The organism is Flavobacterium sp. M31R6 (assembly GCF_013284035.1).
In the GTDB taxonomy this organism is placed as follows: Bacteria; Bacteroidota; Bacteroidia; order Flavobacteriales; family Flavobacteriaceae; genus Flavobacterium.
Genome location: NZ_CP054141.1, coordinates 977,431 through 1,001,468 on the forward strand (window position 1 = coordinate 977,431; position 24,038 = coordinate 1,001,468).

Here is a 24,038-nt window from a genome sequence, read left to right on the forward strand (position 1 = left end):
AATGAAACAACTGGCTGTTTTTATTATGAATATGCTTTTTGAAATAAAAATATTCCTGATTAATGTGTTTGCTCTAATTCTTCTTTTTTAGTTCTTTTCTTTTCAAATGTCAATACCAAAGCCGGTAAAACCAATAAATTGGCAAACATAGCAAACATCAAGGTGCATGAAATCAATCCTCCAAGTGCTATCGTACCACTAAAACTAGACAATGTGAATGTGGCAAATCCCACAATCAATACAATTGAAGTGTAGAAAGTACTGATACCGGTTTCTCTCAAGGCACTAAATACTGATTTTTTAATTTTACCATTATAGAGATTCAAATCATGGCGGTATTTGGCCATAAACTGAATCGCATTATCAACCGAAATACCAAATGCAATACTAAATACCAATATCGTCGAAGGTTTCAGCGGTATTCCAAAATACCCCATCAGCCCAGATGTGATGCAAAGTGGTAATACATTTGTAATCACCGATGCCATAACCATTTTGGCAGAACGGAATAAATAAGCCATCAATCCGGCAATAAGGAAAATAGCAAAAATAAGCGATTCGATAAGGTTGTCAATTAGGTAAGAAGTTCCTTTTTGGAAAACCAAAGCTTTCCCGGTAAGGGTAACTTCATAGCGATCTTTTGGGAATACTTTGTCTATTTTGGTTTTTAGTTTCTTTTCGACTCTGGCCATTTCCTGAGTTCCAATGTCTTTCATGAAAGTGGTGATTCGGGCATATCGTCCAGTCGAATCCACATAGCTTTTCATCAGGTTGGTCTTGGTGTCTTTGGTGGCATTTTTGGCATACGACAATATAAAAGCCTGCTCTTGTGAAGTAGGTAATTCATAATATTCTGGCTTGCCATTGTAATAGGCTTGTTTAGAATATTTGACCAAATTGACAACAGAAACCGGTTTTGATAATTCAGGAATCTCCGCAATTGTTTTTTGCAATTCATCCATCTTTTTCATTGTAGATAACTTCATTACCCCTTTTTTGTGTTTGGTGTCCACCATGATTTCTAACGGCATTACACCATTGAACTCTTTTTCAAAAAAGATAATGTCTTTAAAGAACGAGGCAGTTTTCGGCATTTCGCCTATCAAACTTCCCGAAACTTTCATTTGGGAAACCCCAATTACACTAAAAACCAATAACAATCCGTAAATAATATAGATCATTTTGCGGTTGTTTTTTACGACGCTTTCAACCCAGTTTAATAGGGCAGATATATAGGTTTTGCTTAGATGTTTTAAATGTTTTTCTTTGGGAACATCCATAAAGCTGTACACAATTGGCACAATTACCAAGGTGAGCAAGTACACCGTAATCACATTTATAGAGGTTACTAAACCAAATTCGAACAACAAATCATTTCCGGTAATCATAAAAGTGGCAAATCCAGCTGCTGTCGTCAAATTGGTCATTAAGGTGGAAACCCCGATTGTCGAAATTACACGTTGTAAAGCTTTGGCCTGATTTTGATGGGTTTTTATTTCCTGTTGGTATTTGTTGATGAGGAAAATACAGTTTGTGATTCCAATTACAATAATCAACGGCGGAATGATAGCCGTAAGAATTGTGATTTTGTAATGAAACAAACCTAGCGTTCCAAAAGACCACATTACACCAATAATCAAAATACAGATTGAGATAAAAGTGGCTCTGTACGAACGAAAGAATAAAAAGAAAATTAAAGACGTTATGAATAATGCGGCGCCAATGAATAGGCCAATTTCGCCTTTCATATTTTCAGCATTTATGGTTCTGATGTAAGGCATTCCGGAAACACGGAGGTCAATTCCGGTTGTTTTTTCAAACTTGTCAATTTTTGGAACTAAATTTTCCAAAATGAATGTCTTTCTCGAAGCCGTATTTACAATATTTTTCTTGATATAAACCGCAGAACGGATACTTCCTGACTCTTTGTTGAACAATAAACCTTCATAAAAAGGAAGATTATGAAACAATTCGAATTTTATTTTTTGAATGTATTCTGGATTCGCAGTTTGACTTTGGTTAATAAACGGAACCAATTTAAATTTCTGCGCAACAGTGTCTTTTTCAAGCGTTTTTAGATCATTCAGAGAAACGACTAATTCCACTTCTTTAGAATTTTTCAAGCCAGTCATCAATTCATTCCAAGCGGCAAAAGCTTTGGGCGTGAAAAAAGCATCATCTTTAAAACCAATGACAATAAGGTTTCCTTCTTCTCCAAATTTATCTAGAAAGTCTTGATACTGTTTGTTTACGATATGTTTTTTAGGAAGTAAATTAGCTTCAGTATAGGTCATAGCCAAATTTTTCCACTGAAAAGAAAGGAAAATAGTTATGGCAAGTATTGCAGCTAGTATGGTTATTCTGTTTTTAAGTACAATGCGGGCTATGTTCTGCCATAACCTATCAGTGAATTTCTTTTTCATATACGTTTTAAAATGCATGCAAATGTAAACAAAACAGTTAGAAATTACATGAAAGTCCTTCGATTTTCTGGTTATTGTATGGGTGTTTTTTTGACTTTATTTTTGTTTACAATAAGATAATTTGTGCATTATAAATTATATATTTGAAATTCTCATCTTAGCGCTTTTGTTAATGGGATAAAGAAGTCAAAAAAGGTATGAAAAAGTACAAGAATACATTATTTTATTTGGGAGTTACAGGTGGTTTTACCGCAGTAATGTATTGGATTATAAAAGAGGGCAAGCATCTTGAGGGAAATAAAATAATCATTCATCCAACGGCAAGCGTAAGTTCTTGGGATGATTTTCTCACTTCAATGATTCATAATGTACAGGACCCTTTGGCTATTTTATTGGCACAAATTATAATGATTATCCTTGTGGCTCGCCTTTTTGGCTGGTTTTTCAAAAAAATAGGGCAGCCTTCGGTAATTGGTGAAATTATTGCAGGAATTGCGCTTGGGCCATCTTTATTAGGTTTGTATTTTCCTGATTTTTTCCATGCACTTTTTCCAGCTAATTCCTTAGAGAATTTAAAATTTTTGAGCCAGATTGGGTTAATACTTTTTATGTTCGTAATTGGTATGGAGCTTGATATCAAAGTGTTAAAAAACAGGGCGAAAGAAGCGGTTGTTATAAGTCATGCGAGTATCGTAATTCCATTTGCATTAGGAATCGGATTGGCCTATTTTGTTTACAACCGTTTTGCTCCGGAGGGAGTTAAGTTTCTTTCGTTCAGTTTGTTTATGGGGATTGCGATGAGTATTACCGCCTTTCCTGTTTTGGCACGAATTGTCCAGGAAAGAGGGATGCATAAAACCAAATTGGGAGCTATTGCAATCACCTGTGCCGCCGCCGATGATATAACGGCTTGGTGTCTATTGGCCGTTGTAATTGCCATTGTAAAAGCAGGAACTTTTGAAAGTTCAATGTACATCATTTCGTTGGCTGCTATTTATGTAGTCGTGATGATCTATCTGGTAAAACCTTTCTTGAAACGAATTGGAGATTTGTATGGGGCCAAAGATAGTTTGAGTAAACCCGTTGTTGCCATTTTCTTTTTGATATTGATTATTTCTTCCTATGCTACAGAATTAGTTGGAATTCACGCTTTGTTTGGTGCTTTTATGATGGGGGCCATCATGCCGGATGTCCCTAAGTTTAGAACTGTTTTTATTTCCAAAGTCGAAGATGTATCCGTAATATTATTATTGCCTTTGTTCTTTGTGTTTACAGGTTTGCGTACCGAAATAGGTTTGTTAAACGAGCCTTATTTATGGAAAGTAACTGGGTTTATCATTCTTGTTGCGGTTGTGGGTAAATTTTTCGGAAGTGCTTTGGCAGCCAAATTTGTTGGACAAAGTTGGAGAAATAGTCTTGTGATAGGAGCCTTGATGAATACAAGAGGTTTGATGGAATTAATTGTATTGAATATCGGACTAGCTCTTGGAGTTCTTACGACCGAAGTCTTTACGATGATGGTAATCATGGCCCTGGTGACAACTTTTATGACTGGCCCTGCATTAGATTTAATCAATTACATTTTTAAAACCAGTGACATAATAGATCATGATGAAGAAGTAAATCACAGCAAGTATAGAATTTTAATTTCTTTTGGTAATAATGAAAAAGGAAAATCTTTGCTGCGTTTGGCTAATAGCTTGGTGAAAAAGCAAAAAGAAACCTGTTCAGTAACAGCATTGCATTTGTCCTTAAGTGATGAAATGCATACGTTCAACATGGAAGATAAAGAGAAAAGCAGCTTTAATCCTATAATGAAAGAAGCAGTTATTCTGAAACAAGAAATCACTACTATTTTCAAAGCGACAATTGATATTGAGACAGAAATAATAGATATAGCCAATCAAGGGGATTATGATTTATTATTGGTAGGACTTGGAAAATCCATATTTGAGGGTACTTTATTGGGCAAAGTAATTGGGTTTACTTCCCGAATTATTAATCCCGAAAGATTGTTGGATAAATTTACGGGCAAAGAAGGGTTGTTCGTAAATTCACCATTTGATGAAAGAACACGACAAATTGTTTTGAAAGTCAAAATGCCATTGGGAGTTTTGATTGACAAGGATTTAAAAGAAGTAAATCAGGTTTTTGTTCCTATTTACGGTTCTGAAGACTCTTTTTTAATTGACTATGCCCAAAAAATAATTTTCAATAATGATGCTACCGTTTCCTTTTTGGACATCAATGGTCATATGCAATCCAATTTTGTAATTGCAAGTGCTCTAGGTTCCTTAAAACAAAAATTTCCAGATAATGTAATTTTGGATAACGAATCTATTTTGACAGAGGAGTTTTTGATCAAACAAGATTTAATGATTGTGAGTTTGGAGAGTTGGAAAGACTTATTGGATACTCGTCCGGTTTGGTTAAGCGGTATGCCTTCGGTATTGATTATAAAGCCTTAATCATAAATTATTGGGGATGGACTCAAAAGTTTTTAAATTTCTCTTTGAGAACTGTGTTTTCATTTTTCAAGAATTCAAATCAATAACTAGATAGCTTATGTATAAAATTATTTACGCACCACTATTACTGTTAATTTTCACCCATTTCAGCTTCGCACAAACAAAAAAGCAAAATTTTACTTTAGAGCCTAAAACAATTGCAAGTTTCCCTTTTGATTCCATAATTTCTAAAAAAGAGAATGGACAAATAGTTATTAGAAGAGAGTACCAATATATAGATTCTTTGAATTTTTATGGATTTAATTACCAGTCTTTTGATAACTTAAGAATAAGAGGTTTTTTGATTGAGCCAAAAAAGAAAGGTATTTATCCCGTTTTAATTTATAACAGGGGAGGGAATGGAGATTTCGGAAAAATTCCTTTTCAGTATTTAGCACGTTTCCTGGGCAAGATAGCAAATAAGGGTTATGTTATAATTGGTTCTCAGTTAAGAGGAAATGCTGCTAGTGAAGGGTTTGACGAGTTTGGAGGAAAAGACGTAAATGATGTGTTAAGCCTTTTGGACATTATTGACCAACTACCTAATGTTGATAATAAAAGAATTGGAGTTTTTGGTTGGAGTCGAGGGGTAATGACTAACTTTTTGATGCTAAAAAAAACCAATCGAATCAAAACCAACATTGCTATTGCAGGCCAAGCTGATTTATTGGATAATAAAAGGCTTGATATGTTTGGAGTTTTTAGACAAAGAATACCAAATTATGCTAAAGATTCTATTGCAGCTTTAAAAACACGTTCTAGTTTATTGGCAATCGATTCTATCCAGAATAAACAGCTTACTAATTTTATTATTCAAGGAAATAAGGATGAAAGGGTGCCTATTGATAATGCTTTTAAATTTTATTCAAAATTAAATAGTTCGAGTTTTACAACACGATTACTAGTCTATGAAAATGAAAATCATAGCCTAGAAAGTGTGAGAGATAGTAATTTATTGGATGAAATAGAAGATTGGTTAAGAAGATATTTGTAATTAGTCTTAATGATATTCCTGTTTGAGCTTGTCAAATGATATTATTTATAGCTGGGGGTAACTCAACAAAATCAATATATTTGTTTCATATTTATACAAATCATGAATTGGATCTTACTTATTATAGCTGGTTTTTTTGAAGTAGGTTTTGCGACTTGTTTGGGCAAAGCCAAAGAAACTTCTGGTATGACATCTACTTTGTGGATGATAGGTTTTTTTATTGCACTTTCTATTAGTATGACTTTGTTATACAAAGCTTCCCAAACCTTGCCAATAGGCACCGCTTATGCTGTATGGACAGGAATTGGAGCAGTTGGCACAGTTCTGGTTGGTATTTTTATATTCAAAGAGCCCGCAACTTTCTGGAGGCTTTTTTTCTTGTTTACTTTGATATCGTCACTAATTGGGTTGAAATTTGTTTCGGCACATTAATGAAGTTGAACCCTTTTTTAATCATTTCATATTTAATCTAAAATGGATAACGTAGAAGAAAACAATAACATCATATATGTGTTGCTGATAATTATACTGGTATTCATAGTGGTGCTTTGTTATCTTGTCTATCGGTTGATAGAATCTGGCAAAGCCAAAAAAAGTGTTGAAGAGAAATTTGATTTGCTTGAAATGAAAGTAAATAATTTGCAGTTGGAAACATTGGAATCCAAACTCAATCCGCATCTTTTCAAGAATATTCTCAATTCGATTCAGTCACATGCCTACCAAACTTATTTTGCTTTGGATAAACTGGCTAATGTTTTGGATTATATTTTATATGAAAGCCAAAAAAAGTTTGTTTCTCCAAAAGAAGAAATTCAGTTTGCTTTAAATCTTATTGAAATTAACAAAATTAAAGTAAGTCCGCTTTTTGAGTTGAAAGTAAAAACTAAGATTAATGATGGAGAAAAGTTGTATGAACAGAATCTTCTGGCTCCTTTGATTTCGATTGATTTGATTGAAAATGCATTTAAACATGCCGATTTGCAAAGTGCTGATGCCTTTATTTCAATACTTTTTGAGTTTAAAGACAATTGTTTTTATTTGACTGTTTCCAATAAAATGTCGGAGAAAAAAGCCTTAAAAAAAGAAAGAAGCGGAATTGGCGCAACTACATTGGAACAACGATTGAAAATTATATACAAAAATCAGTTCAAATTGGATAAATTTGTCGAGAACGACATTTATATTGCGCATTTAAAAATCAATCTTCTTGAATACAAAAATCAAATGTTTACTGCTTGATGATGAATTACCGGGTTTGACTTACCTGAAAATGCTTTGCGAACAAATTCCGGAATTAGAAGTCATAAAGTCGTTTAACGATCCTCAAAAATTATTGGATGAAGTGCCCGACCTCGATTTTGATTTGTGTATTTCCGATATTGAAATGCCGGGGATTGATGGATTGACTTTGGCTAATTTGCTCCAAAATAAATTAGTAATTTTTACCACTGCATACAAGAATTATGCTGCCGAAGCTTTTGATATTAATGCAGTAGATTATATCACCAAGCCAGTTACCAAAGAGCGTCTGGAAAAAGCAGTTGCCAAAGCTTTGGAACGATTCCAAAAGCTGGAAAGTTCAAAGAAATTTATTCATTTGAATACAGATAAGGGGAAATCATTACTATATTTTAGTCAGATTCAATACATTAAAACAGCATTGGTCGATAGTAGGGATAAGGAAGTTCATCTTACAGATGGCAGTATTTTAATTCTTAAAAACATCAATTTCGCTTCGCTATTAAATCAGCTACCCAATGCTGATTTCTGCAGAGTCAATAAAAAAGAAATTATTGCAATAAAGGCTGTTCAATATTTCAATCATAATGAAATTACGCTCTCTATTCATGGAAAAAGCGGTAAACCAATCGTATTATTTTTGAGTGATACCTATCGAAATGATTTTTTGATGAAAGTGAAAATCTAACTTATTACAAAGTTTTCTACTCTTGTTACATTCCTTTAAAATTTGATTGGAATTCGTTTTATACCTCAAAAATCTGTTCTCATATTTGCATGGAAATTAAATTAATTTAAGAGTGCCGTATGAAGAATATTAAAAAATCTTTTTTTTATCTGACAATTATAGGTGGATTTTCGGGATTAATCTATTGGATTATTCTAAAAGGGAAAATGCTGGAATCTGGACGAAATATTGTCTCTCACCATGTAGAACATGGGCATTGGAATGATTTTCTGACAGCGATGATGCAAAATTTGCAACATCCGTTAGCCATTCTTTTGGCACAAATTGTAACAATAATTTTGGTTGCTCGTTTTTTCGGCTGGGTTTGCAGAAAAATTGGACAGCCAACCGTAATAGGTGAAATGATTGCGGGTATTGTTTTAGGTCCCTCTTTAATCGGGATGTATTTTCCTGAATTTTCGGCAATGCTGTTTCCAAAGGATTCGTTGGGCAATCTTCAGTTTTTGAGCCAAATAGGATTAATCCTTTTTATGTTTGTCATCGGTATGGAACTCGATTTGAAAGCGCTCAGAAACAAAGCGCACGATGCTGTAGTTATCAGCCATGCCAGTATCATAATTCCTTTTGCGCTAGGGTTAGGCTTGGCCTATTTTATCTATCATTCTTTTGCTCCTCAAGGGGTTGAGTTTATCTCTTTTGGATTATTCTTGGGGATTGCCATGAGCATTACTGCATTTCCTGTTTTGGCAGGGATAGTTCGGGAACGTGGAATTCACAAAACGAAATTGGGAGCAATTGTTATTACCTGTGCCGCTGCCGATGATATTACTGCGTGGTGTATTTTGGCAGCTGTAATTGCTATTGTAAAAGCGGGTTCATTTACCAGTTCGTTATACGTTATTGTATTGGCGGTATTTTATGTACTGCTAATGTTGAAAGTGGTTCGTCCTTTTCTAAAAAAGGTTGGTGATTTGAGTTCAACAAGAGAAAGTCTAAGCAAACCTGTTGTCGCTATTTTCTTTCTGACTTTATTGCTGTCTTCTTACGTTACAGAATTAATAGGGATTCATGCATTGTTTGGAGCCTTCTTAGCAGGAGCAATTATGCCTGAAAATAATAAATTCCGGTCTATTTTTATCGAAAAAATAGAAGACGTTTCAGTGGTTGTGTTACTTCCTTTGTTTTTTGTATTTACGGGATTAAGAACTCAAATCGGATTGATTGATGACCCGCATTTGTGGAAAATTACAGGGATCATTATTTTGGTTGCTGTAGCAGGTAAGTTTTTTGGCAGTGCGCTTGCAGCAAAATTTGTCGGTCATACTTGGAAAGATAGTTTGTCTATTGGGACCTTGATGAATACGAGAGGTTTGATGGAATTGGTTGTGCTGAATATTGGGTATGATTTAGGCGTTTTGTCAACCGAAATTTTTACAATGATGGTCATCATGGCTTTGGTAACTACGTTTATGACTGGTCCCGCTTTGGATTTAATAAATTATGTTTTTAGAGACAAACCTACTATTATCCCAGAAGAAATAAGTAACAAAAGCAAATACAAAATTCTTATTTCTTTTGCTTCACCAGACAAAGGAAAAACGTTGCTAAAAGTAGCCAACAGTTTGGTTAAGAAACAAGGCGGGAATACAATTTTAACGGCAATGCATTTGTCATTAAGTTCAGAGTTGCATTCTTTTGACGTTAAAGATTATGAAAAGGAAACTTTTTTGCCTGTTCTTTCCGAATCAGAAAAGCTTAATCAAAAGATAGTAACTCTTTTTAAAGTCAGCAATGATATAGATTTTGAAATTGCCGAGACGGCTAATCAAGGGGATTATGATTTATTGTTGGTTGGTTTGGGACAATCTATTTTTGAAGGAACGTTGTTGGGGAAAGTGCTCGGCTTTACAACTCGAATTATTAATCCAGATCGTTTGATCGATAAAATTACGGGGAAAGAGGGCCTATTCGAAAACTCTCCTTTCGATGAAAGTACAAGGCAAATTATCGCTAATAGCAAAATGCCAGTTGGAATTCTTGTCGATAAAGAGTTGGAAGAAATAAATCGTGTGTTTATGCCAATTTTCAGCAAAGAAGATGGATTTTTGATGGAGTTTGCACAAAAGCTGATACACAATAATGGTTCTCAAATTACTGTTTTGGATACAGATGGGCAAGTAAGAAACAGTAGAGAAATTCAGGAAAATGTTCGCTCGATTGAACAAATTGCTCCCAATCATATTATGATGATGCAGGAAAGAACAATTAAGAAAGAATTTTTGGAACAACAGGATTTAATGATTATTAGCCTAGAAAGCTGGAAAAAACTAATTGACTCTCACAGTACCTGGCTTAATAATACGCCATCGGTGCTAATTATTAAACCTTAAAAGTAACCGCAAAGCTCCCTGAGTTTTGCGGTTAATAATATAATGAATCAAGTGGATATTTTTTTAGAGGATATTTTCACCAATTAATCCTGGAAATGCCTTGTCAAAAATTTCAAGCAAAGCTTCCTTGTTCATAGGTTTTTGTTTAAAAGCTGAGATTTCTTGAATGGATTCTGCTTTGGCTCGGTCGGCCGGGTTGAAAGAACTGCTGAGCATTACAACAATGATATTCTCTTTGTTTTCCAGATTCAAATTTTTATAGGCTTCTATAAATTCCCACCCATCCATGACAGGCATATTGATGTCCAATAAAATTAGTTGAGGTCTCGGATATTCATTATCAACTGTCGATTCGAATTTTCCTTGTTGGCACAGGTAATCAATGGCTTCTTTGCCATTTAAAGCTACGTGGATATGTTCTGTTAAATCAGTTTTTTGTATGATTTTTTTGTTAATGAAATTAGTGGCAAAATCATCGTCAACTAATAATACGCAATTTAGTTTTTTGTTCATTTGTGGCATTGTATGAGTTTTAATATTTTGTATTGTTAATTTAGTTCTACAGGTAAGGTCCATTTGAATGTACTTCCCTTGTTGTAATTGGATTCGACCCAAATCTTTCCATTATGGTGTTCTACGATTTTTTTGCAAAGCGATAATCCGATACCGATCCCTTGGTATTCATTGTGATTGTGCAGTCTTTTGAAAATCACGAATATTTTATCTTTATCTTGCTCTTCAATCCCGATTCCATTGTCTTGAATTGAAAAAAGCCAGTTGTTTTCCTCTTTTACTGCAGCTATTTTTATTTTTGGCTGTCGGTCTTTTTTTTGATATTTATTGGCATTACTGATTATATTTTGGAATAGTTGTCTTATTTCGGTAGTGTAACCTTCGATAACAGGTAGGTTCTCACATTCAATAAAGGCATTGCTTTTTTTTAGGATAACATCCATATCCGTAAGAACATTGGCAACAATTTCATTACAATCTATGCAGTTATTTTTTCTTTCTTTGCCGATTCGGGAGTAATCCAATAGTCCTTTTACCAATAACTGCATTCTTGCTGTGGAGCTGTTAATGAATTGTAAATATTGTTTTTGATCTTCGTCCAAATTTTCATTTAATTCCTCTTGAAGCATCTGTATACAATGGATTACTGTAATTAACGGTTCCTGTAAATCATGGGATGCTATGTAGGCAAACTGTTCTAATTCTGTATTTTGAAATTCTAGTTGTCGGTTTTTTGTCAGCAACTCCTTTTGAAAGGCTATACGGTCGTTAACGTTTCTCATGGATTTTTCTATGTAGATTGGCTCTCCATTCTCATCATATATTAAACGTGCATTTACTGAGAAAAACACAATGTTTTCATTCCCATCTCTAAATCGGATATCGCAATCCCTAACTTGACCATCTTTTTTTAGTTTTTGCAATAAGGATTCTCTATCTTGGTTATCGTAATATAAATCAAAGACAGAATTGTCTAATGCAAACGAGCAAGGCTTATGGAAATTTTTTTCGAATGAGGGACTGACATCAAGGACCGTCCCGTCCATTGTTGTTCTGAAATAGACATCTTCAAAATTTTCAAAAATAGAACGGAATTTTGCCTCGCTTATCTTTAGTTTTTCCTCCACTAATCTTCGTTCGGTAATGTTTCTAAAAGAGCCGATTGCAAATTCGGGTTCTCCATTTGAATCAAAAATGATTTTGGCATTGATTGATACATAAAAAAGCTTACCATTTATAGTAATTTCATTATTGTGGTCAATAACTTTTTGTTCCGTTATTATTTTTTGTAACATCAATTGCATTTGATTCTTGTCGGAATAAATAATTGACATACTTTGACCAATTAGTTCTTCTCTTGTTATTCCATTAAAAGTGCTGCAAGACGGACTGACATCCAATATCTCTCCTGTTCTTATCGATGTTTTAAAAAAGACGTCCTGAACATTTTCAAATAAAATACGATAGGTTTCTTCACTTTTAAGGAGTTTTTCTTTAGCCAATTTTCTTTCCATAGATCTGGAAAGAATATCTGACAATGCTTCCAATAATTTGATTTCTTCTTCTAAAAAAATTGTTTCTTTTTTTAATTCTTTTGCATTGTAATAACCAATTTCAATAAAGCCGTATTCTTCTCCATTTACAAAAATATTTTGTTTGAGAGTCCAATCGTTTTGTTGATAATTGGCAGAAAAGAATTCTTCCTCACACATTTGGATTCGACAATTGGCAATTTCGGGAAATTGCAGTGCTTTTGGAATAATTTGAACGGAGGCCTCCATTTTTTCGGGTTTTGAAAGCGCTTTGTTGCTAATGATTTCCGAAATGTCATATAGACAACGGAGCTCTTTAATACGTTGATTAAGTGAAATGTTGTTTTTTTCTAACTGCATTTCTTTTAATTTTAATTCGGTGACATTGGTGACAATTGTGGTTGCTCCAATGATTTTACCTTCCTCATTTTTGATGGGTGATTTAGCAACATTCCAATATGCCCCTGTGGAATCTTTTTCTTCCGCAGAATAGGTGTTGCCCTTTAAAACATTATTAAATATGGAAATGATTTCTTCTTTTCGGCTTCTTCTTGGAATTAAATCAATATGATTGTCCCCGATTTTTATTTCGACTCCATATTCATTTTTCATATATTTTGAATGAGCCGAATTGAAGCTTAGATAGTTTAAGTTGGTATTCAGAGAAAAAATACTGACTTCTTTTGGGCTTTCGACGGTTGCTTTGAGTATGTTTTTCTCCAGGTCTAAGTCTTGTTCGGTAATTTTTAATTTGTTCTCTTCGTTTTCCTTTTGTTCTAAAATTGCCTTTAGAAATAGGACTGAGACCATATTTACAAATAGGAACAATTGTAACATGAAAAAATCTTTATTCCAACCAATAAAAGTAAAACCACCCATCTGATGGCTGGTGCAATATATTGATATAATAGTAATGACTAAGGAGACTAGAGTGATAATTTTCATCCCAAAACGACACGCTGCCCATATCAGAAAAAAGAAAAGAATGGATTCGTTGTTTGCATGTGTTTCAAATATATATATAGTTGTAAAAAGAGTAAAAATAATTAGCATAAAGGCTTCCATTTTTTTAACTGCTGACCATCCAGTGAATTCTTTCGTGCGAAGTAACCAAGAAAGTACAAATGGGGTAAATATAATTGCACCCAAAACATTTCCCCTGAGCTTGTTACTCCAGATTAAAATGAAGTTATCCAGCGAGAAATAGGGAATGATTGTTAGAGTAATAAAACCAGTGCTAACACTTACAAAAGTTCCCAGTAAACTGGCCAAAGCAAAAAAAATGACATTTTTTTCATTGTCGAAAGGATATTTATTTTTGCACCACAATTTGGTCAAATAAGAGACGAGAAATGCATTTATAGAGGCTATGATTGGCCTAACAATGCATAAAGCCAAAGGTTTAATAAGTTCTTTAAATGTTGTCGCATTTTGAAAATCACTTAGATATAAACTTATGGAAAATAGTAAACAGCCTATCGCTACACCTAAAATTACTTTTCTTCCTAAAAGTAGAGTTGTAGCTATTGCAAAACCAATCGCTGGAAAAAATGGAAGTATATTAATTTCGGTAACGAATATAAATAGGGATAATTTGGAAATTAGAAAATATAGTATAGCGGTACTGGCAACAATTTTGGTCGTCGAATTTAGAAACGTAGGAATGTTGTATTGTCCGATATTTATATTTTCAGCCATTTGTAAGTTCTTTTATTCTCTATTTTATTCAAAGTAATAATGTACAAATATATTAAGTATATGATTACTTTTTTATATCATAAGTGCATTTTATCGGGTTAATTTGCTTTTTATCGAAACAAATCTAGCTCCAAATTTTTTATAATGTGTAATTTTGTTCTTTTTGGACTTAAAAACAAGTGTTTTTTAACAATAAAGAAGTCTTTTTCCTATGTATTTATCCATTGCTGAAAATTTCATAATGTATTTGTAAGTTCCTTATTTTGAATGGATTGTTTGCAAAAAATGGGTAGGACAGGTCGATCCAAAAAATAATAATTTTGGATATTGGGTTTCGATTTTGCTTAGGGTAAATTTAAGAAGAGGATTTTGGGTTAAATTCCCAAATCAAGAATAAAAGTCAGTTTCACAGCAATATTGTCTTTGAAATTGCTTAAATGATTCGGTCCATAACGGTAATAACCACCAAGTCCCAATCCGTTAAAGATTTTATTGAGTTCAATGCCGGATTCAAAGAATCCTTTGTTCAAGGTTTTAAAGTCAAGTCCAATATGATTTTCTGGATTTTTCATATTTCCCCAAGCCATTCGAGTTACAAAATCAAGCGAAGGCTTTAGTTTATTAAAAATATAAATTCTGTTAAAACCATGTTTGAACTGAAAAGACATGTATTCACTAGAGAAAAACTCATTGAAATACATGGTTTCAAAACTGTTTCTACCCGCAAAGGTAATTCTCTTAAAAATCGTTTCTTTGTTTAAATTATTTGGTGAGTTGCTGTATAATTGAGGGAGTGGTAAATCACCAAAGGCTCGTCCGGCTTCAAATAACAAAAAAGTTCGCTGACCATTTAAATACTTGATTTGGTAATCGGCTTTAAAGTCAATTTTGGTATAAGTAAAATCATTGTTCAAAACATCGGGAAGTGATTGAGTCACCTGAAAAGTAAACTTTGGAAACCTTTTTTCGGTTTCAATTCTTCCTGTTGGGGTTTGCATATAATCACTGTATGGACTCCATTTCAAAGATATTGTTGCGGTTGTCATCGTGTAAGTCTTGTAGGACTTGCCATTCAGGTTGTAAGTATATTCGAATTGTGGGGTTACAAAAGTATTGGCAAGTGCGAAAACACTTTCCACTTTTGGAATGATTTTGGATTCTAATGCAATTCTCCAATGCTCATATCTATAAAAAGTGTTGAAATTGATCGAACGTGGATCATAGATTTTGAAAGCTTTTTTTTCGACAACATAGTCGGTACTTGCAATGTCTCTAAGGTCATCGGTATAGCTTATTCCAATCCAAGTATTGGAGAATTTATCTATTCTGGCTCCAATTCCTAAATTATACTTGAAATCATAATCTCTTAAACCATAAGCCGTGTAACCTTCGAGACGGTATTTTTTGGAAAAAAAATCATTGGTTATACCGCCAATTCCTAATCGTAATCCTTCATAATTATTATAACTTAATATTTTACGTAAATTAAAATCCCAAATCTTAAAAGGGAGGTATCCAGTTAAGATTTTACGGCCAAAATTGAGCCTGCTCTCTATTCTTTTTTTTATCGAAATACTGTCTAATGATAGATAGGTTTTCTCACTTCGGCTGTCCAAACTGTCTTTTCGGTATTCGACCCAAAAGCTTTCGGGTTTATTTATGGCATTCTCTTTAATCTCTACCTGAACTATTGGCTTTTTGATTGCTACGGGAGTGGAGTATTGAATGTCAAAATTTGTTGTTTGGGAAAGCAGATAGATATAATCAGATTCGACTCTTTTCCTGGGAGTTAAGTCTTCTTTTATGTCGCCATCAAATTGAATTGTTCCTCCCAATATTTTTATATCATCATCATTGGTTCCTTTTACAATTTTAAACTTGGTTGCGGTAGGAAACCACAAATATTTTTCTGGAATGAATTGAAATTCATGAATTCCACTGATATCTAGTATCCCTTTGATACGCATAATTGCTTTTGCAACAGCAAAATTAACTTGATCGATGTACAAAATCCCTTCAAGACCAGCGGCTCTTTTCTCTTTTTTGTTTTTAAAGTAAACCATATAAGTGTTTCGACCATTTATGACTACAGTGTCTAGTAGTTTGTAGTTATAATCATCCAAGGCATCATTTGCAATTGGACTTTTGTATTTGGTTTCGAAAAGCTCATATTTAGAATCGTATATGGAGTATGATTGAAGGTTGAAAGTGAGTATTTCGTAAACAGGTTGTTTGAATCCTGCCATTCTCGTTCCTAAAATGGTTTCTTTCAATCTTTTGCCGTCGAATTGATATTTTGATACTTTCTCAGTTTGAAACAAATGCTGTTTCTTGATGAGTTGTTTGAATTTGTAATCAGTTGAATCCAGTTTTTTTAGATAAGTTTCATACGAATTGGTTACAAACACAGAGTCTATAGTTCCATTAATGGAGTCTGGATTGGCAGTAACGATGAGTTTATTGTAGGATTTGAATTCAAAGCTTTTGAGTTTTTTCTGCGGATTGTTTTCTGCTTTGTTCTGAATGGTCTTTTTTATAATGGCCAATGCTGGATTTTCATTAGAAACTAAAACTTCTTTGAGCTGGTTTGCTTTTTCAACAAGATCTATTTTATAAAATAGCTTATTGTTTTCTATACTAATCGTATTTTTTAAATAACCAATATAAGAAACGGTTATGGATGTTATTTTGTTTTTGGATGAAATACTGAATTTTCCATCAACATCCGAAATGGTGTTGGAGCCGTCATTTGTAATGATAGAGGCAAATGGAAGTATTTTTTGGGTTGAAGCGTCTTTGACAATTCCATTTACTTGAAATTGCGCTTGAAGCGAAAGCGTAAAAAAGAAGAACAGTAAAAAAAAGTACTTCATAAAACGATTTGTTGCAAAATGTGTTCAATTACATTTTGTAATGGCAAAAATAACTATAAAAAAATCTGTCTTGTTCCTAAAAACGAGACAGATTTATTAATTGTAGAATCCAAAGATTAAACTTTCATGATTTCGGCTTCTTTTACTGCCAGAAGTTCATCAATTTTTTTGATAAATGAATTAGTTAAGTTTTGAACTTCTTCTTCTGCGCTTTTGCAAATGTCTTCCGAAGTTCCTTCTTTTTCTAATTTTTTGATATCCGAATTAGCGTCTTTTCGGGCATTTCTAACACCAATTTTGGCATCTTCAGCTTCAGACTTGGCTTGTTTGGCTAGTTCACGTCTGCGGTCTTCGGTAAGAGGTGGGACACTAATGATAATCATGTCTCCGTTATTCATTGGGTTGAATCCAAGATTGGCAACCATAATTGCTTTTTCAATAGGATGCAACATGTTTTTTTCAAAAGGTTGAAGCGTGATGGTTCTTGCATCAGGCACACTGATTTTTGATACTTGAGATAGTGGAGATGCCGATCCATAATAATCAACAAAAACACTTCCCAACATAGCAGGAGATGCTTTTCCGGCACGAATATTTAAAAAGGCTTTTTCTAAATGCTCGATAGAACCCGTCATAGATTCTTCTGTACTATCTAATATAAATTCAATTTCTTCTGTCATTTTTTTTAAGATTTCAGAGTTTAGACTTCAGTTTTCAGATTCTTGTACTGTCATCTGAAAACTGCCTACTGCTTTTTATATGTTTACTACGGTTCCTATATTTTTCCCTTCACAAATTTTCAATAGATTCCCTATTTTGTTCATGTCGAATACTACTATCGGTAATTTGTTTTCTTGGCTTAAAGTAAATGCAGTGGTATCCATTACATTTAATCCTTTTTTCAATACATCTTCAAAAGAGATGAAATCAAATTTTATTGCAGACTCATTTTTCTCTGGATCACAGTCATAAACACCATCTACACGAGTTCCTTTTAGAATCACATCAGCATTTATTTCGATACCACGTAAAACGGCAGCTGTATCTGTTGTGAAATATGGATTTCCGGTTCCTGCTCCAAAAATAACGATTCTTCCTTTTTCCAAGTGACGATCAGCTCTTCTTTTGATATAAGGCTCTGCGATTGATTCCATTTTTAAGGCAGTTTGCAAACGGGTTTTCATGCCTTTATCTTCAAGGGCACCTTGCAATGCCATTCCGTTGATAACTGTGGCCAACATTCCCATATAATCTCCCTGTACTCTGTCCATCCCAGAACTGGCTCCTGCAACACCTCTAAAAATGTTTCCTCCACCAATTACTATAGCGATTTCAACTCCTTTTTCGTGAATTTGCTTGATTTCGTCGGCATATTCGGCCAATCGTTTTGGGTCAATTCCGTATTGTAAATCACCCATTAAAGCTTCACCACTCAATTTCAGAAGGATTCTTTTGTATTTCATCAGTCAGTTTTTGTTTTTTAAGGTCTCCCTTCGTTATCGAAAGTAAATTGCATCACTGATTGGGTTCAATGCTGTCAAATTTGTGCAAATATAGACATATTCTGTTTTTTTTGAAAATAGTGCTCCTTAAATATTTAAATTAAGTTTATTGGTGACTATTTCGTACTCTTATTTTGATACTAATGCGCTGAGAGTCTATGTTTTTATAATGTTTAAAGCTTTTTTTAGAAGTCAGAATATTATTTTTCGTTTTTCAAATAGGCTGTTTAAATCTTAGCAACTTATTAATTTTGCGTCTAGCGATGAGTTAAGTTTTTTATAAGTTTTTTTTGCCGATTCGTATCCAATATCGAAAATTGCTTCCATTTTGGATTTGCTGGTTTCGAATGTACTATAGAGTGATAAAGCTTCGGGTTCTATCAACCAGTCGCAATGATCAAATTTATGTATGCTGGAATTGGCCGAGAATAGATCAAAAGCTCTAGCGGTTACCGATTTGATGGAAGTTAAATCTTTGGCTTCTATTTTTTGGATTGGACTAACATAAACGCCAATTAAAGTGTCGCATTTCTCTTTTAAAATATCGGTTGGAAAATGATTGAGAATACCTCCGTCACTATAAAGTTTTCCGTTAAATTCATAAGGAGACATTACTCCCGGAAATGATGATGAGGCTAAGATTGCATCTATTGTTTTGGTTTCGGGGCCAAATATTTTTGATTTTCCTTTAATCATATCGGTTGCGGTAATGTGAACAGGAATTTTAAGTTCAGACAAAGTAGTGTCTTTAAATATTTCATAGAAATATTCTTTGAATGACTCCGAATCAATTAGTCCAGCTTTGGAGAATGTAAAATGTTTCCAATGAAAAAAATATATGGATTTAAAGAATTCCAAAATAGCATCGGGCGATTTACCACTTCCGTATAAAGCAGCGACAATTGAACCAGCACTTGAACCTGCAATTTGGGTAGGAACGATATTTTTTTCTTCCAAAAATTTTAAAACGCCAGCATGCGCGATGCCTTTTGATCCACCGCCGGATAGTATTAAACCGATTGATTTTGATTTGCTGTCCATTTTATAAAAATATGCATTTTGTTTGTTACAAAGTGATTTTTATCACGTTTTTAAACAACGGGTATTGTTAATTTTGCTTCAAATAAATTTGTATAATGAAATGAGCATGTCGTCATTGGAAGTATACACCAATGAAGATGTGCCGTTTTATGAAACAAAGGGAAAAAGATTTAGTTATGAAAAGTTCAGTAGCGAAGGCTTTGTTTAATAGTTATACTTATCAAGAATACAAAAAAATCGTATCCGATTTGCTATCCGAAGGAAAGTCAACCGGAATCGAACAATCGGAAGATTTACTGCAATATAGTGTCTTAAACGAAATCCGTTTGAAACGTTTGGATAAAACAATAAGCGTTCCGGAGGACGTCAGTTCCAAATTAAAAGCACTTGAAAAAGAATATATTTGGATGGTCATCGCCGAAGGCTGGTGCGGGGATGCAGCCCAGATTTTGCCAATATTGAATAAAATGGCTTTAGAATCGGATAAGATAGATTTGAAAATTGTTTTACGTGATTTGAATGATGATTTAATGAATCAATTTTTGACTAATGGAGCCAGAGCCATTCCAAAACTCCTTATAATTGATAAAGAATTAGGTAAGGTTTGCAACCATTGGGGACCAAGACCAAAAGGTGCTTCGGATTTAATTAAAAACTACAAAGAAGAGTTTGGCATTGTAGATGAAGAGGCAAAAAGACAATTGCAACTGTGGTATTTACACGACAAAGGATTCTCTGTTCAAAACGAAGTAGTTGAGATGATGTATTCTATAGAGGAATGCGTTGGCGTATAAAAAGAATTAAGTAATTTTAATTTTTAAAAATTACTCTTTTTTAGGACTTAAAGTAGCCTCAAAATCATTTACATCTATAGCATCATTTACATTGTAATCGCCAATTTTCGTGCGTCGCAAAACCGTTAAATGCGATCCTGAATTCATGGCGCGTCCAAAATCATACGCCAAGGAGCGAATGTAAGTTCCTTTGCTGCAAACTACCCTAAAATCGACTTCAGGAAGTGCAATTCTTGTGATTTCAAATTCATGTATAGTAGTTTTTCTCGAAGCAATTTCTACCGTTTCCCCAGCTCGGGCATGTTCGTATAAACGTACACCGTCTTTTTTTATGGCCGAAAAAATAGGCGGTTTTTGATCAATTTCACCCAAAAACTGTTTTACGGTTTCGTGAATTAGAGATTCGTTGATATGATTTGTCGGGAAAGTTTTGTCAATTTCGGTTTCCAAATCATAGGATGGTGTAGTGGCTCCAATATAGAACGTTCCAGTATATTCTTTGGGTTGTCCCTGTAATTCGGCAATTTTTTTGGTAAATTTTCCAGTACAAACCAATAATAATCCAGAAGCCAAAGGATCCAAAGTTCCTGCGTGTCCAATCTTGAATTTTTTTGGCAATCCAGCTTTATTGATTAAGGCATATTTAAGTTTGTTTACCGCCTGAAAGGAAGTAAAATGCAAAGGTTTGTCAATTAAGAGAACTTGGCCGTTTAAAAAATCTTCAGTTGTCATTAAAGTACGGTCAAAGGATGAATGAAAAAGTGTATTGCCAATAATATGATTCCTGCAATAATTCGGTAATAACCAAAAACTTTAAATCCATTTTTTGTCAAAAATCCGATGAAGCTTTTAATCGCCAAAAGGGCAACAATAAAAGCAACCACATTTCCTATAATTAAGAAATTGATTTGGTCGTCGTTCAAAACAAAACCATCTTTGTAATAATCGTAACATTTTTTTACAGTAGCACCCAGCATTGTTGGAACCGCAAGGAAAAAAGAGAATTCTGCGGCAGATGTGCGAGATAGTTTCTGAGACATTCCGCCAACAATTGTCGCGCCACTTCTGGAAACTCCAGGAATCATTGCAAGGCATTGGAACAAACCTATTTTTAAAGCTTGAAGATAAGTGATTTCTTGAGTCGTTTCGGAAGCTGTGGCACTGTTGAACCATTCATCTACTTTTAATAAAATGATTCCACCTATCAATAATGAAACGGCGACAGTCACTGGATTTTCGAGCAAAGCATCAATTTTTTTACTGAAAAGTAATCCGAAAACAACTGCGGGAATAAAAGCAACCAATAATTTGAAATAAAAATCAAAGGATTGAAAAAAGCGTTTGAAATACAAAACTACCACTGAAAGGATTGCTCCCAATTGAATCACAATAGTAAAAAGTTTGGTAAAATCATCGTGTGCAATTCCAAAAAAAGAAGAGGCAATAATCATATGCCCTGTAGAAGAAATAGGTAAAAATTCAGTAATTCCTTCGATAATGGCAAGGATGATAGCTTGTAATGTATTCATTTTGTGAAAGTTTTCAGTTTTCAGACTCGGGCGATAGCGAACTGGCGAAGCATTTCAGTTTCCAGACTGTTACTAACTGAACACTGAATACTGACGACTGCTTACTATTTTTTAGGGTTTTTAAGAATGGCATAAATGGTAATTCCAAATCCAATTAAAACGGTGGTTGGAGCCAAACGAATTCTACGGAAATCAAATACAGAGTCGTTAAAAACATTAGGATCATCGCTTCCTCCACCAGACATTAGTATAAATCCCAATGCAATTACTCCAATTCCAATCAATAGAAATTTATAGTTTATTTTTTCAAAAAGGAATTCGTGTTTGTGTTCTTCGTTTTTCATTTTGTCATTGCGAGGGACGAAGCAATCTCATCCGCTGTTTTAAATTTATGTTTTATTACTGAAATCTGCAGTCTAAAATCTGCAATCTAAAATTAATAAAGATCGTCTGTTCTTAAATTCAAGAAACGTTGCGTTGCAAAATAAGTACTTAACCACGTGATTAAAACGCCAAGTCCAAATACGGCAACCAATACAAGTCCTATCAATAACTTGTCATCTAGGATGCCAAGGTCTGGAAAGCTGTTTTCAAGATAAATCAAAACACCTATTAAGGCAAGAATAGCAAGTCCTGCGCCAATCATTCCCAATTTTATGCTGCGCATTACAAAAGGCTTTCTGATAAAGGCTTTGGTTGCACCTACCATTTGCATGGTTTTGATGATAAATCGGTTGGAATATATCGACAGACGCAATGAGCTGTTGATTAAAAGTACTGCAATAAAAGTCAAGAAAGCACTAACAATTAAAATCCACATACTGACTTTTTTGATGTTGTCGTTTACTAAGTTGACCAATTGTTTGTCATAAACAATATCTGAAACCATTGCGTTTTTGCGTAAATGGGATTCGATTTTTGCTATACTGTCTCTTTCAACGTAATCCGCTTTTAAATGAATGTCGTATGAATTTTGCAAAGGATTTTCGCCCAAAAAGGTCACGAAATCTTCACCAATAATGTCAGTGTGTTCTTTTGCTGCCTGTTCTTTGGAAACGTAGACGAAAGTTTTAGAAAACTTGGTGGTTTTCAGTTCCTGTCCAAAGGCCTTAAGAATAGAGTCATTGGCTTCATTTTTAAAAAAAACAGTCATTGCTATTTTTTCTCTGAAGTCATCGGCCAGTTTTTTGGAATTGATAATAAAAAATCCCAATATGCCTAGTAGAAATAATACTAAGAATACACTTAGCACTACTGAAAAATAAGAGGAAATTAACCTGCGCTTTTGAAACTTTTCAAAGGATGAACTCATAGTATATCTAAATTATGCGGTAAAAATAATAAACATATTCTTTAATTTGAAGTTAATAACTCCCAAAGTTTTAACTTTTGTGTAAATAACTCGCATTAGAGGTTGAATAGCTGAAGGTTGATTGGTTTTTACCGCCAATTCATGATATAACCTGAATGATTGGATTAAAGGCTTTTGAGGCAACCAATACTTTTTGTCCAATTTTGAAATCCTTTATTTCGTCCTTGGTGGCTACCACTTTTACGATGTTATTACCAGAAAGTACTTGGACGACATAAATAATATCGCTTTTGATGATGCTGATTATTTCTCCCGTCAGCTTGAATTTACTGCTTATTTTTTCTTCCGAAAACACATTTACTGGTGTTCCTTCTTTGATGATTTTTCCTTTATCCAGAATAATGACTTTGTCCGAAAGCTTGAATATTTCAGGAATAGAATGGGTAATCATTAAAGTGGTCAGTTGATATTTTTGATGGATTTTCAAGATATAATCCTGAAGTTTAAACCGCATTTCATCATCAAGTGCCGAGAGCGGTTCGTCCAATAAGAGGATTTTCGGTTTGCGGACAATCGCCCTTGCCAAAGCTACGCGTTGTTTTTGCCCGCCCGATAAATTTTGAGGTTTGCTGTTTTGCAAAGACTGTAATTCCATCAGTTCGATCAATTCGGAAACGATTTGGGTATTGTCATTTTTTTGCAGAGCAAATTCTAGATTCTCTTTTACGGTTAAATTTGGGAACAATGCATAGTCCTGAAAAACAAAACCAATAGAACGTTTTTGGACAGACAGATGCATTTTGTTTTGAGAGTCATCCCAAATTTCATTGGCAGCTTTAATCTGTGTTTTGTCGGCTTGGGTAAGTCCTGCCAATATTCTGAGCAGCGTTGTTTTTCCGGCTCCAGAATTTCCATAAATAGCAAGAAACTGTCCTTCCTCGATCGTAAAAGAAACATCCAGGGGCAATTCTCCATCTGCTGTTTGCAGCATTTTATAGGCATT

The 24,038-nt window shown here is 34.0% G+C and carries 19 protein-coding genes; 7 read left to right on the forward strand and 12 right to left on the reverse strand.

Features of this window, described 5'->3' with window-relative positions:
* Window positions 1-59: 59 nt before the first annotated feature.
* Window positions 60-2,423 (reverse strand): efflux RND transporter permease subunit, encoded by a 2,364-nt coding sequence (locus HQN62_RS03905; RefSeq protein WP_173503402.1) that lies wholly within the window; start codon window positions 2,421-2,423, stop codon window positions 60-62.
* A 197-nt stretch (window positions 2,424-2,620) separates the two neighbouring features.
* Between HQN62_RS03905 and HQN62_RS03910 the strand changes: the two genes are divergently transcribed.
* The 6 genes from HQN62_RS03910 (at window position 2,621) to HQN62_RS03935 (ending at window position 10,241) form a co-directional block, all read left to right on the forward strand.
* Complete coding sequence (locus HQN62_RS03910) at window positions 2,621-4,891, forward strand: cation:proton antiporter (RefSeq protein WP_116796335.1); 2,271 nt, start codon at window positions 2,621-2,623, stop codon at window positions 4,889-4,891.
* Window positions 4,892-4,988: 97 nt separating this feature from the next.
* Window positions 4,989-5,924, forward strand: coding sequence for an alpha/beta hydrolase family protein (locus HQN62_RS03915; protein WP_116796334.1), 936 nt, complete (start codon window positions 4,989-4,991; stop codon window positions 5,922-5,924).
* Window positions 5,925-6,026: 102 nt separating this feature from the next.
* Window positions 6,027-6,356 (forward strand): DMT family transporter, encoded by a 330-nt coding sequence (locus HQN62_RS03920; RefSeq protein ID WP_173503403.1) that lies wholly within the window; start codon window positions 6,027-6,029, stop codon window positions 6,354-6,356.
* A gap of 42 nt (window positions 6,357-6,398) precedes the next feature.
* Entirely contained in the window at window positions 6,399-7,163 is a 765-nt protein-coding gene (locus HQN62_RS03925) for a sensor histidine kinase (RefSeq protein WP_173503404.1), read from the forward strand.
* Entirely contained in the window at window positions 7,132-7,851 is a 720-nt protein-coding gene (locus HQN62_RS03930; protein WP_173503405.1) for a LytR/AlgR family response regulator transcription factor, read from the forward strand. The genes HQN62_RS03925 and HQN62_RS03930 overlap by 32 nt, the downstream gene beginning before the upstream one ends.
* Before the next feature lie 119 nt (window positions 7,852-7,970).
* On the forward strand, window positions 7,971-10,241 hold the full coding sequence (locus HQN62_RS03935; protein WP_173503406.1) for a cation:proton antiporter: 2,271 nt from the start codon (window positions 7,971-7,973) through the stop codon (window positions 10,239-10,241).
* A gap of 63 nt (window positions 10,242-10,304) precedes the next feature.
* Here the strand turns inward: HQN62_RS03935 and HQN62_RS03940 are convergent, their stop codons facing one another.
* The 6 genes from HQN62_RS03940 to HQN62_RS03965 all read right to left on the reverse strand — a co-directional run bounded on the left by HQN62_RS03940 (window position 10,305) and on the right by HQN62_RS03965 (window position 19,400).
* The gene (locus tag HQN62_RS03940; protein ID WP_173503407.1) at window positions 10,305-10,754 is read right to left on the reverse strand and encodes a response regulator; all 450 of its coding nucleotides are present in this window, start codon (window positions 10,752-10,754) and stop codon (window positions 10,305-10,307) included.
* Between the two features lie 35 nt (window positions 10,755-10,789).
* Entirely contained in the window at window positions 10,790-13,984 is a 3,195-nt protein-coding gene (locus HQN62_RS03945) for a PAS domain S-box protein (protein ID WP_173503408.1), read from the reverse strand.
* A 374-nt stretch (window positions 13,985-14,358) separates the two neighbouring features.
* Window positions 14,359-16,857 (reverse strand): DUF5686 family protein, encoded by a 2,499-nt coding sequence (locus HQN62_RS03950; RefSeq protein ID WP_173503409.1) that lies wholly within the window; start codon window positions 16,855-16,857, stop codon window positions 14,359-14,361.
* A 116-nt stretch (window positions 16,858-16,973) separates the two neighbouring features.
* Window positions 16,974-17,537: a ribosome recycling factor gene (frr, locus tag HQN62_RS03955; RefSeq protein ID WP_116796328.1), complete on the reverse strand. Its 564-nt coding sequence runs from the start codon at window positions 17,535-17,537 to the stop codon at window positions 16,974-16,976.
* Between the two features lie 75 nt (window positions 17,538-17,612).
* Entirely contained in the window at window positions 17,613-18,320 is a 708-nt protein-coding gene (pyrH, locus tag HQN62_RS03960) for a UMP kinase (RefSeq protein WP_116796327.1), read from the reverse strand.
* 273 nt (window positions 18,321-18,593) lie between these two features.
* The gene (locus HQN62_RS03965; RefSeq protein ID WP_116796326.1) at window positions 18,594-19,400 is read right to left on the reverse strand and encodes a patatin-like phospholipase family protein; all 807 of its coding nucleotides are present in this window, start codon (window positions 19,398-19,400) and stop codon (window positions 18,594-18,596) included.
* 176 nt (window positions 19,401-19,576) lie between these two features.
* Between HQN62_RS03965 and HQN62_RS03970 the strand changes: the two genes are divergently transcribed.
* On the forward strand, window positions 19,577-20,194 hold the full coding sequence (locus HQN62_RS03970) for a thioredoxin family protein (RefSeq protein WP_173503410.1): 618 nt from the start codon (window positions 19,577-19,579) through the stop codon (window positions 20,192-20,194).
* Between the two features lie 30 nt (window positions 20,195-20,224).
* Here the strand turns inward: HQN62_RS03970 and truB are convergent, their stop codons facing one another.
* The 5 genes from truB to HQN62_RS03995 form a co-directional block, all read right to left on the reverse strand.
* Window positions 20,225-20,926, reverse strand: coding sequence for a tRNA pseudouridine(55) synthase TruB (gene truB / locus HQN62_RS03975; protein WP_173503411.1), 702 nt, complete (start codon window positions 20,924-20,926; stop codon window positions 20,225-20,227).
* Window positions 20,926-21,723: an undecaprenyl-diphosphate phosphatase gene (locus tag HQN62_RS03980; protein WP_173503412.1), complete on the reverse strand. Its 798-nt coding sequence runs from the start codon at window positions 21,721-21,723 to the stop codon at window positions 20,926-20,928. Before HQN62_RS03980 ends, truB begins: the two co-directional genes overlap by 1 nt.
* A gap of 104 nt (window positions 21,724-21,827) precedes the next feature.
* The gene (locus HQN62_RS03985) at window positions 21,828-22,067 is read right to left on the reverse strand and encodes a DUF3098 domain-containing protein (protein ID WP_173503413.1); all 240 of its coding nucleotides are present in this window, start codon (window positions 22,065-22,067) and stop codon (window positions 21,828-21,830) included.
* A 92-nt stretch (window positions 22,068-22,159) separates the two neighbouring features.
* Complete coding sequence (locus HQN62_RS03990) at window positions 22,160-23,035, reverse strand: cell division protein FtsX (protein WP_116796322.1); 876 nt, start codon at window positions 23,033-23,035, stop codon at window positions 22,160-22,162.
* A gap of 139 nt (window positions 23,036-23,174) precedes the next feature.
* A complete protein-coding gene (locus HQN62_RS03995; RefSeq protein WP_254454475.1) occupies window positions 23,175-24,026 on the reverse strand; it encodes a sulfate/molybdate ABC transporter ATP-binding protein in 852 nt (283 codons plus the stop codon).
* Window positions 24,027-24,038 lie beyond the last annotated feature (12 nt).

Coding starts and splice junctions, on each gene's coding strand:
- HQN62_RS03950 (WP_173503409.1), bottom strand. CDS start 16,857: ATGAAGTACTTTTTTTTACTGTTCTTCTTTTTTACGCTTTCGCTTCAA.
- HQN62_RS03915 (WP_116796334.1), top strand. CDS start 4,989: ATGTATAAAATTATTTACGCACCACTATTACTGTTAATTTTCACCCAT.
- HQN62_RS03910 (WP_116796335.1), top strand. CDS start 2,621: ATGAAAAAGTACAAGAATACATTATTTTATTTGGGAGTTACAGGTGGT.
- HQN62_RS03995 (WP_254454475.1), bottom strand. CDS start 24,026: ATGCTGCAAACAGCAGATGGAGAATTGCCCCTGGATGTTTCTTTTACG.
- HQN62_RS03935 (WP_173503406.1), top strand. CDS start 7,971: ATGAAGAATATTAAAAAATCTTTTTTTTATCTGACAATTATAGGTGGA.
- HQN62_RS03945 (WP_173503408.1), bottom strand. CDS start 13,984: ATGGCTGAAAATATAAATATCGGACAATACAACATTCCTACGTTTCTA.
- HQN62_RS03990 (WP_116796322.1), bottom strand. CDS start 23,035: ATGAGTTCATCCTTTGAAAAGTTTCAAAAGCGCAGGTTAATTTCCTCT.
- truB (WP_173503411.1), bottom strand. CDS start 20,926: ATGACAACTGAAGATTTTTTAAACGGCCAAGTTCTCTTAATTGACAAA.
- HQN62_RS03925 (WP_173503404.1), top strand. CDS start 6,399: ATGGATAACGTAGAAGAAAACAATAACATCATATATGTGTTGCTGATA.
- HQN62_RS03985 (WP_173503413.1), bottom strand. CDS start 22,067: ATGAAAAACGAAGAACACAAACACGAATTCCTTTTTGAAAAAATAAAC.
- pyrH (WP_116796327.1), bottom strand. CDS start 18,320: ATGAAATACAAAAGAATCCTTCTGAAATTGAGTGGTGAAGCTTTAATG.
- HQN62_RS03980 (WP_173503412.1), bottom strand. CDS start 21,723: ATGAATACATTACAAGCTATCATCCTTGCCATTATCGAAGGAATTACT.
- frr (WP_116796328.1), bottom strand. CDS start 17,537: ATGACAGAAGAAATTGAATTTATATTAGATAGTACAGAAGAATCTATG.
- HQN62_RS03940 (WP_173503407.1), bottom strand. CDS start 10,754: ATGAACAAAAAACTAAATTGCGTATTATTAGTTGACGATGATTTTGCC.
- HQN62_RS03970 (WP_173503410.1), top strand. CDS start 19,577: ATGAAAAGTTCAGTAGCGAAGGCTTTGTTTAATAGTTATACTTATCAA.
- HQN62_RS03905 (WP_173503402.1), bottom strand. CDS start 2,423: ATGAAAAAGAAATTCACTGATAGGTTATGGCAGAACATAGCCCGCATT.
- HQN62_RS03965 (WP_116796326.1), bottom strand. CDS start 19,400: ATGGACAGCAAATCAAAATCAATCGGTTTAATACTATCCGGCGGTGGA.
- HQN62_RS03920 (WP_173503403.1), top strand. CDS start 6,027: ATGAATTGGATCTTACTTATTATAGCTGGTTTTTTTGAAGTAGGTTTT.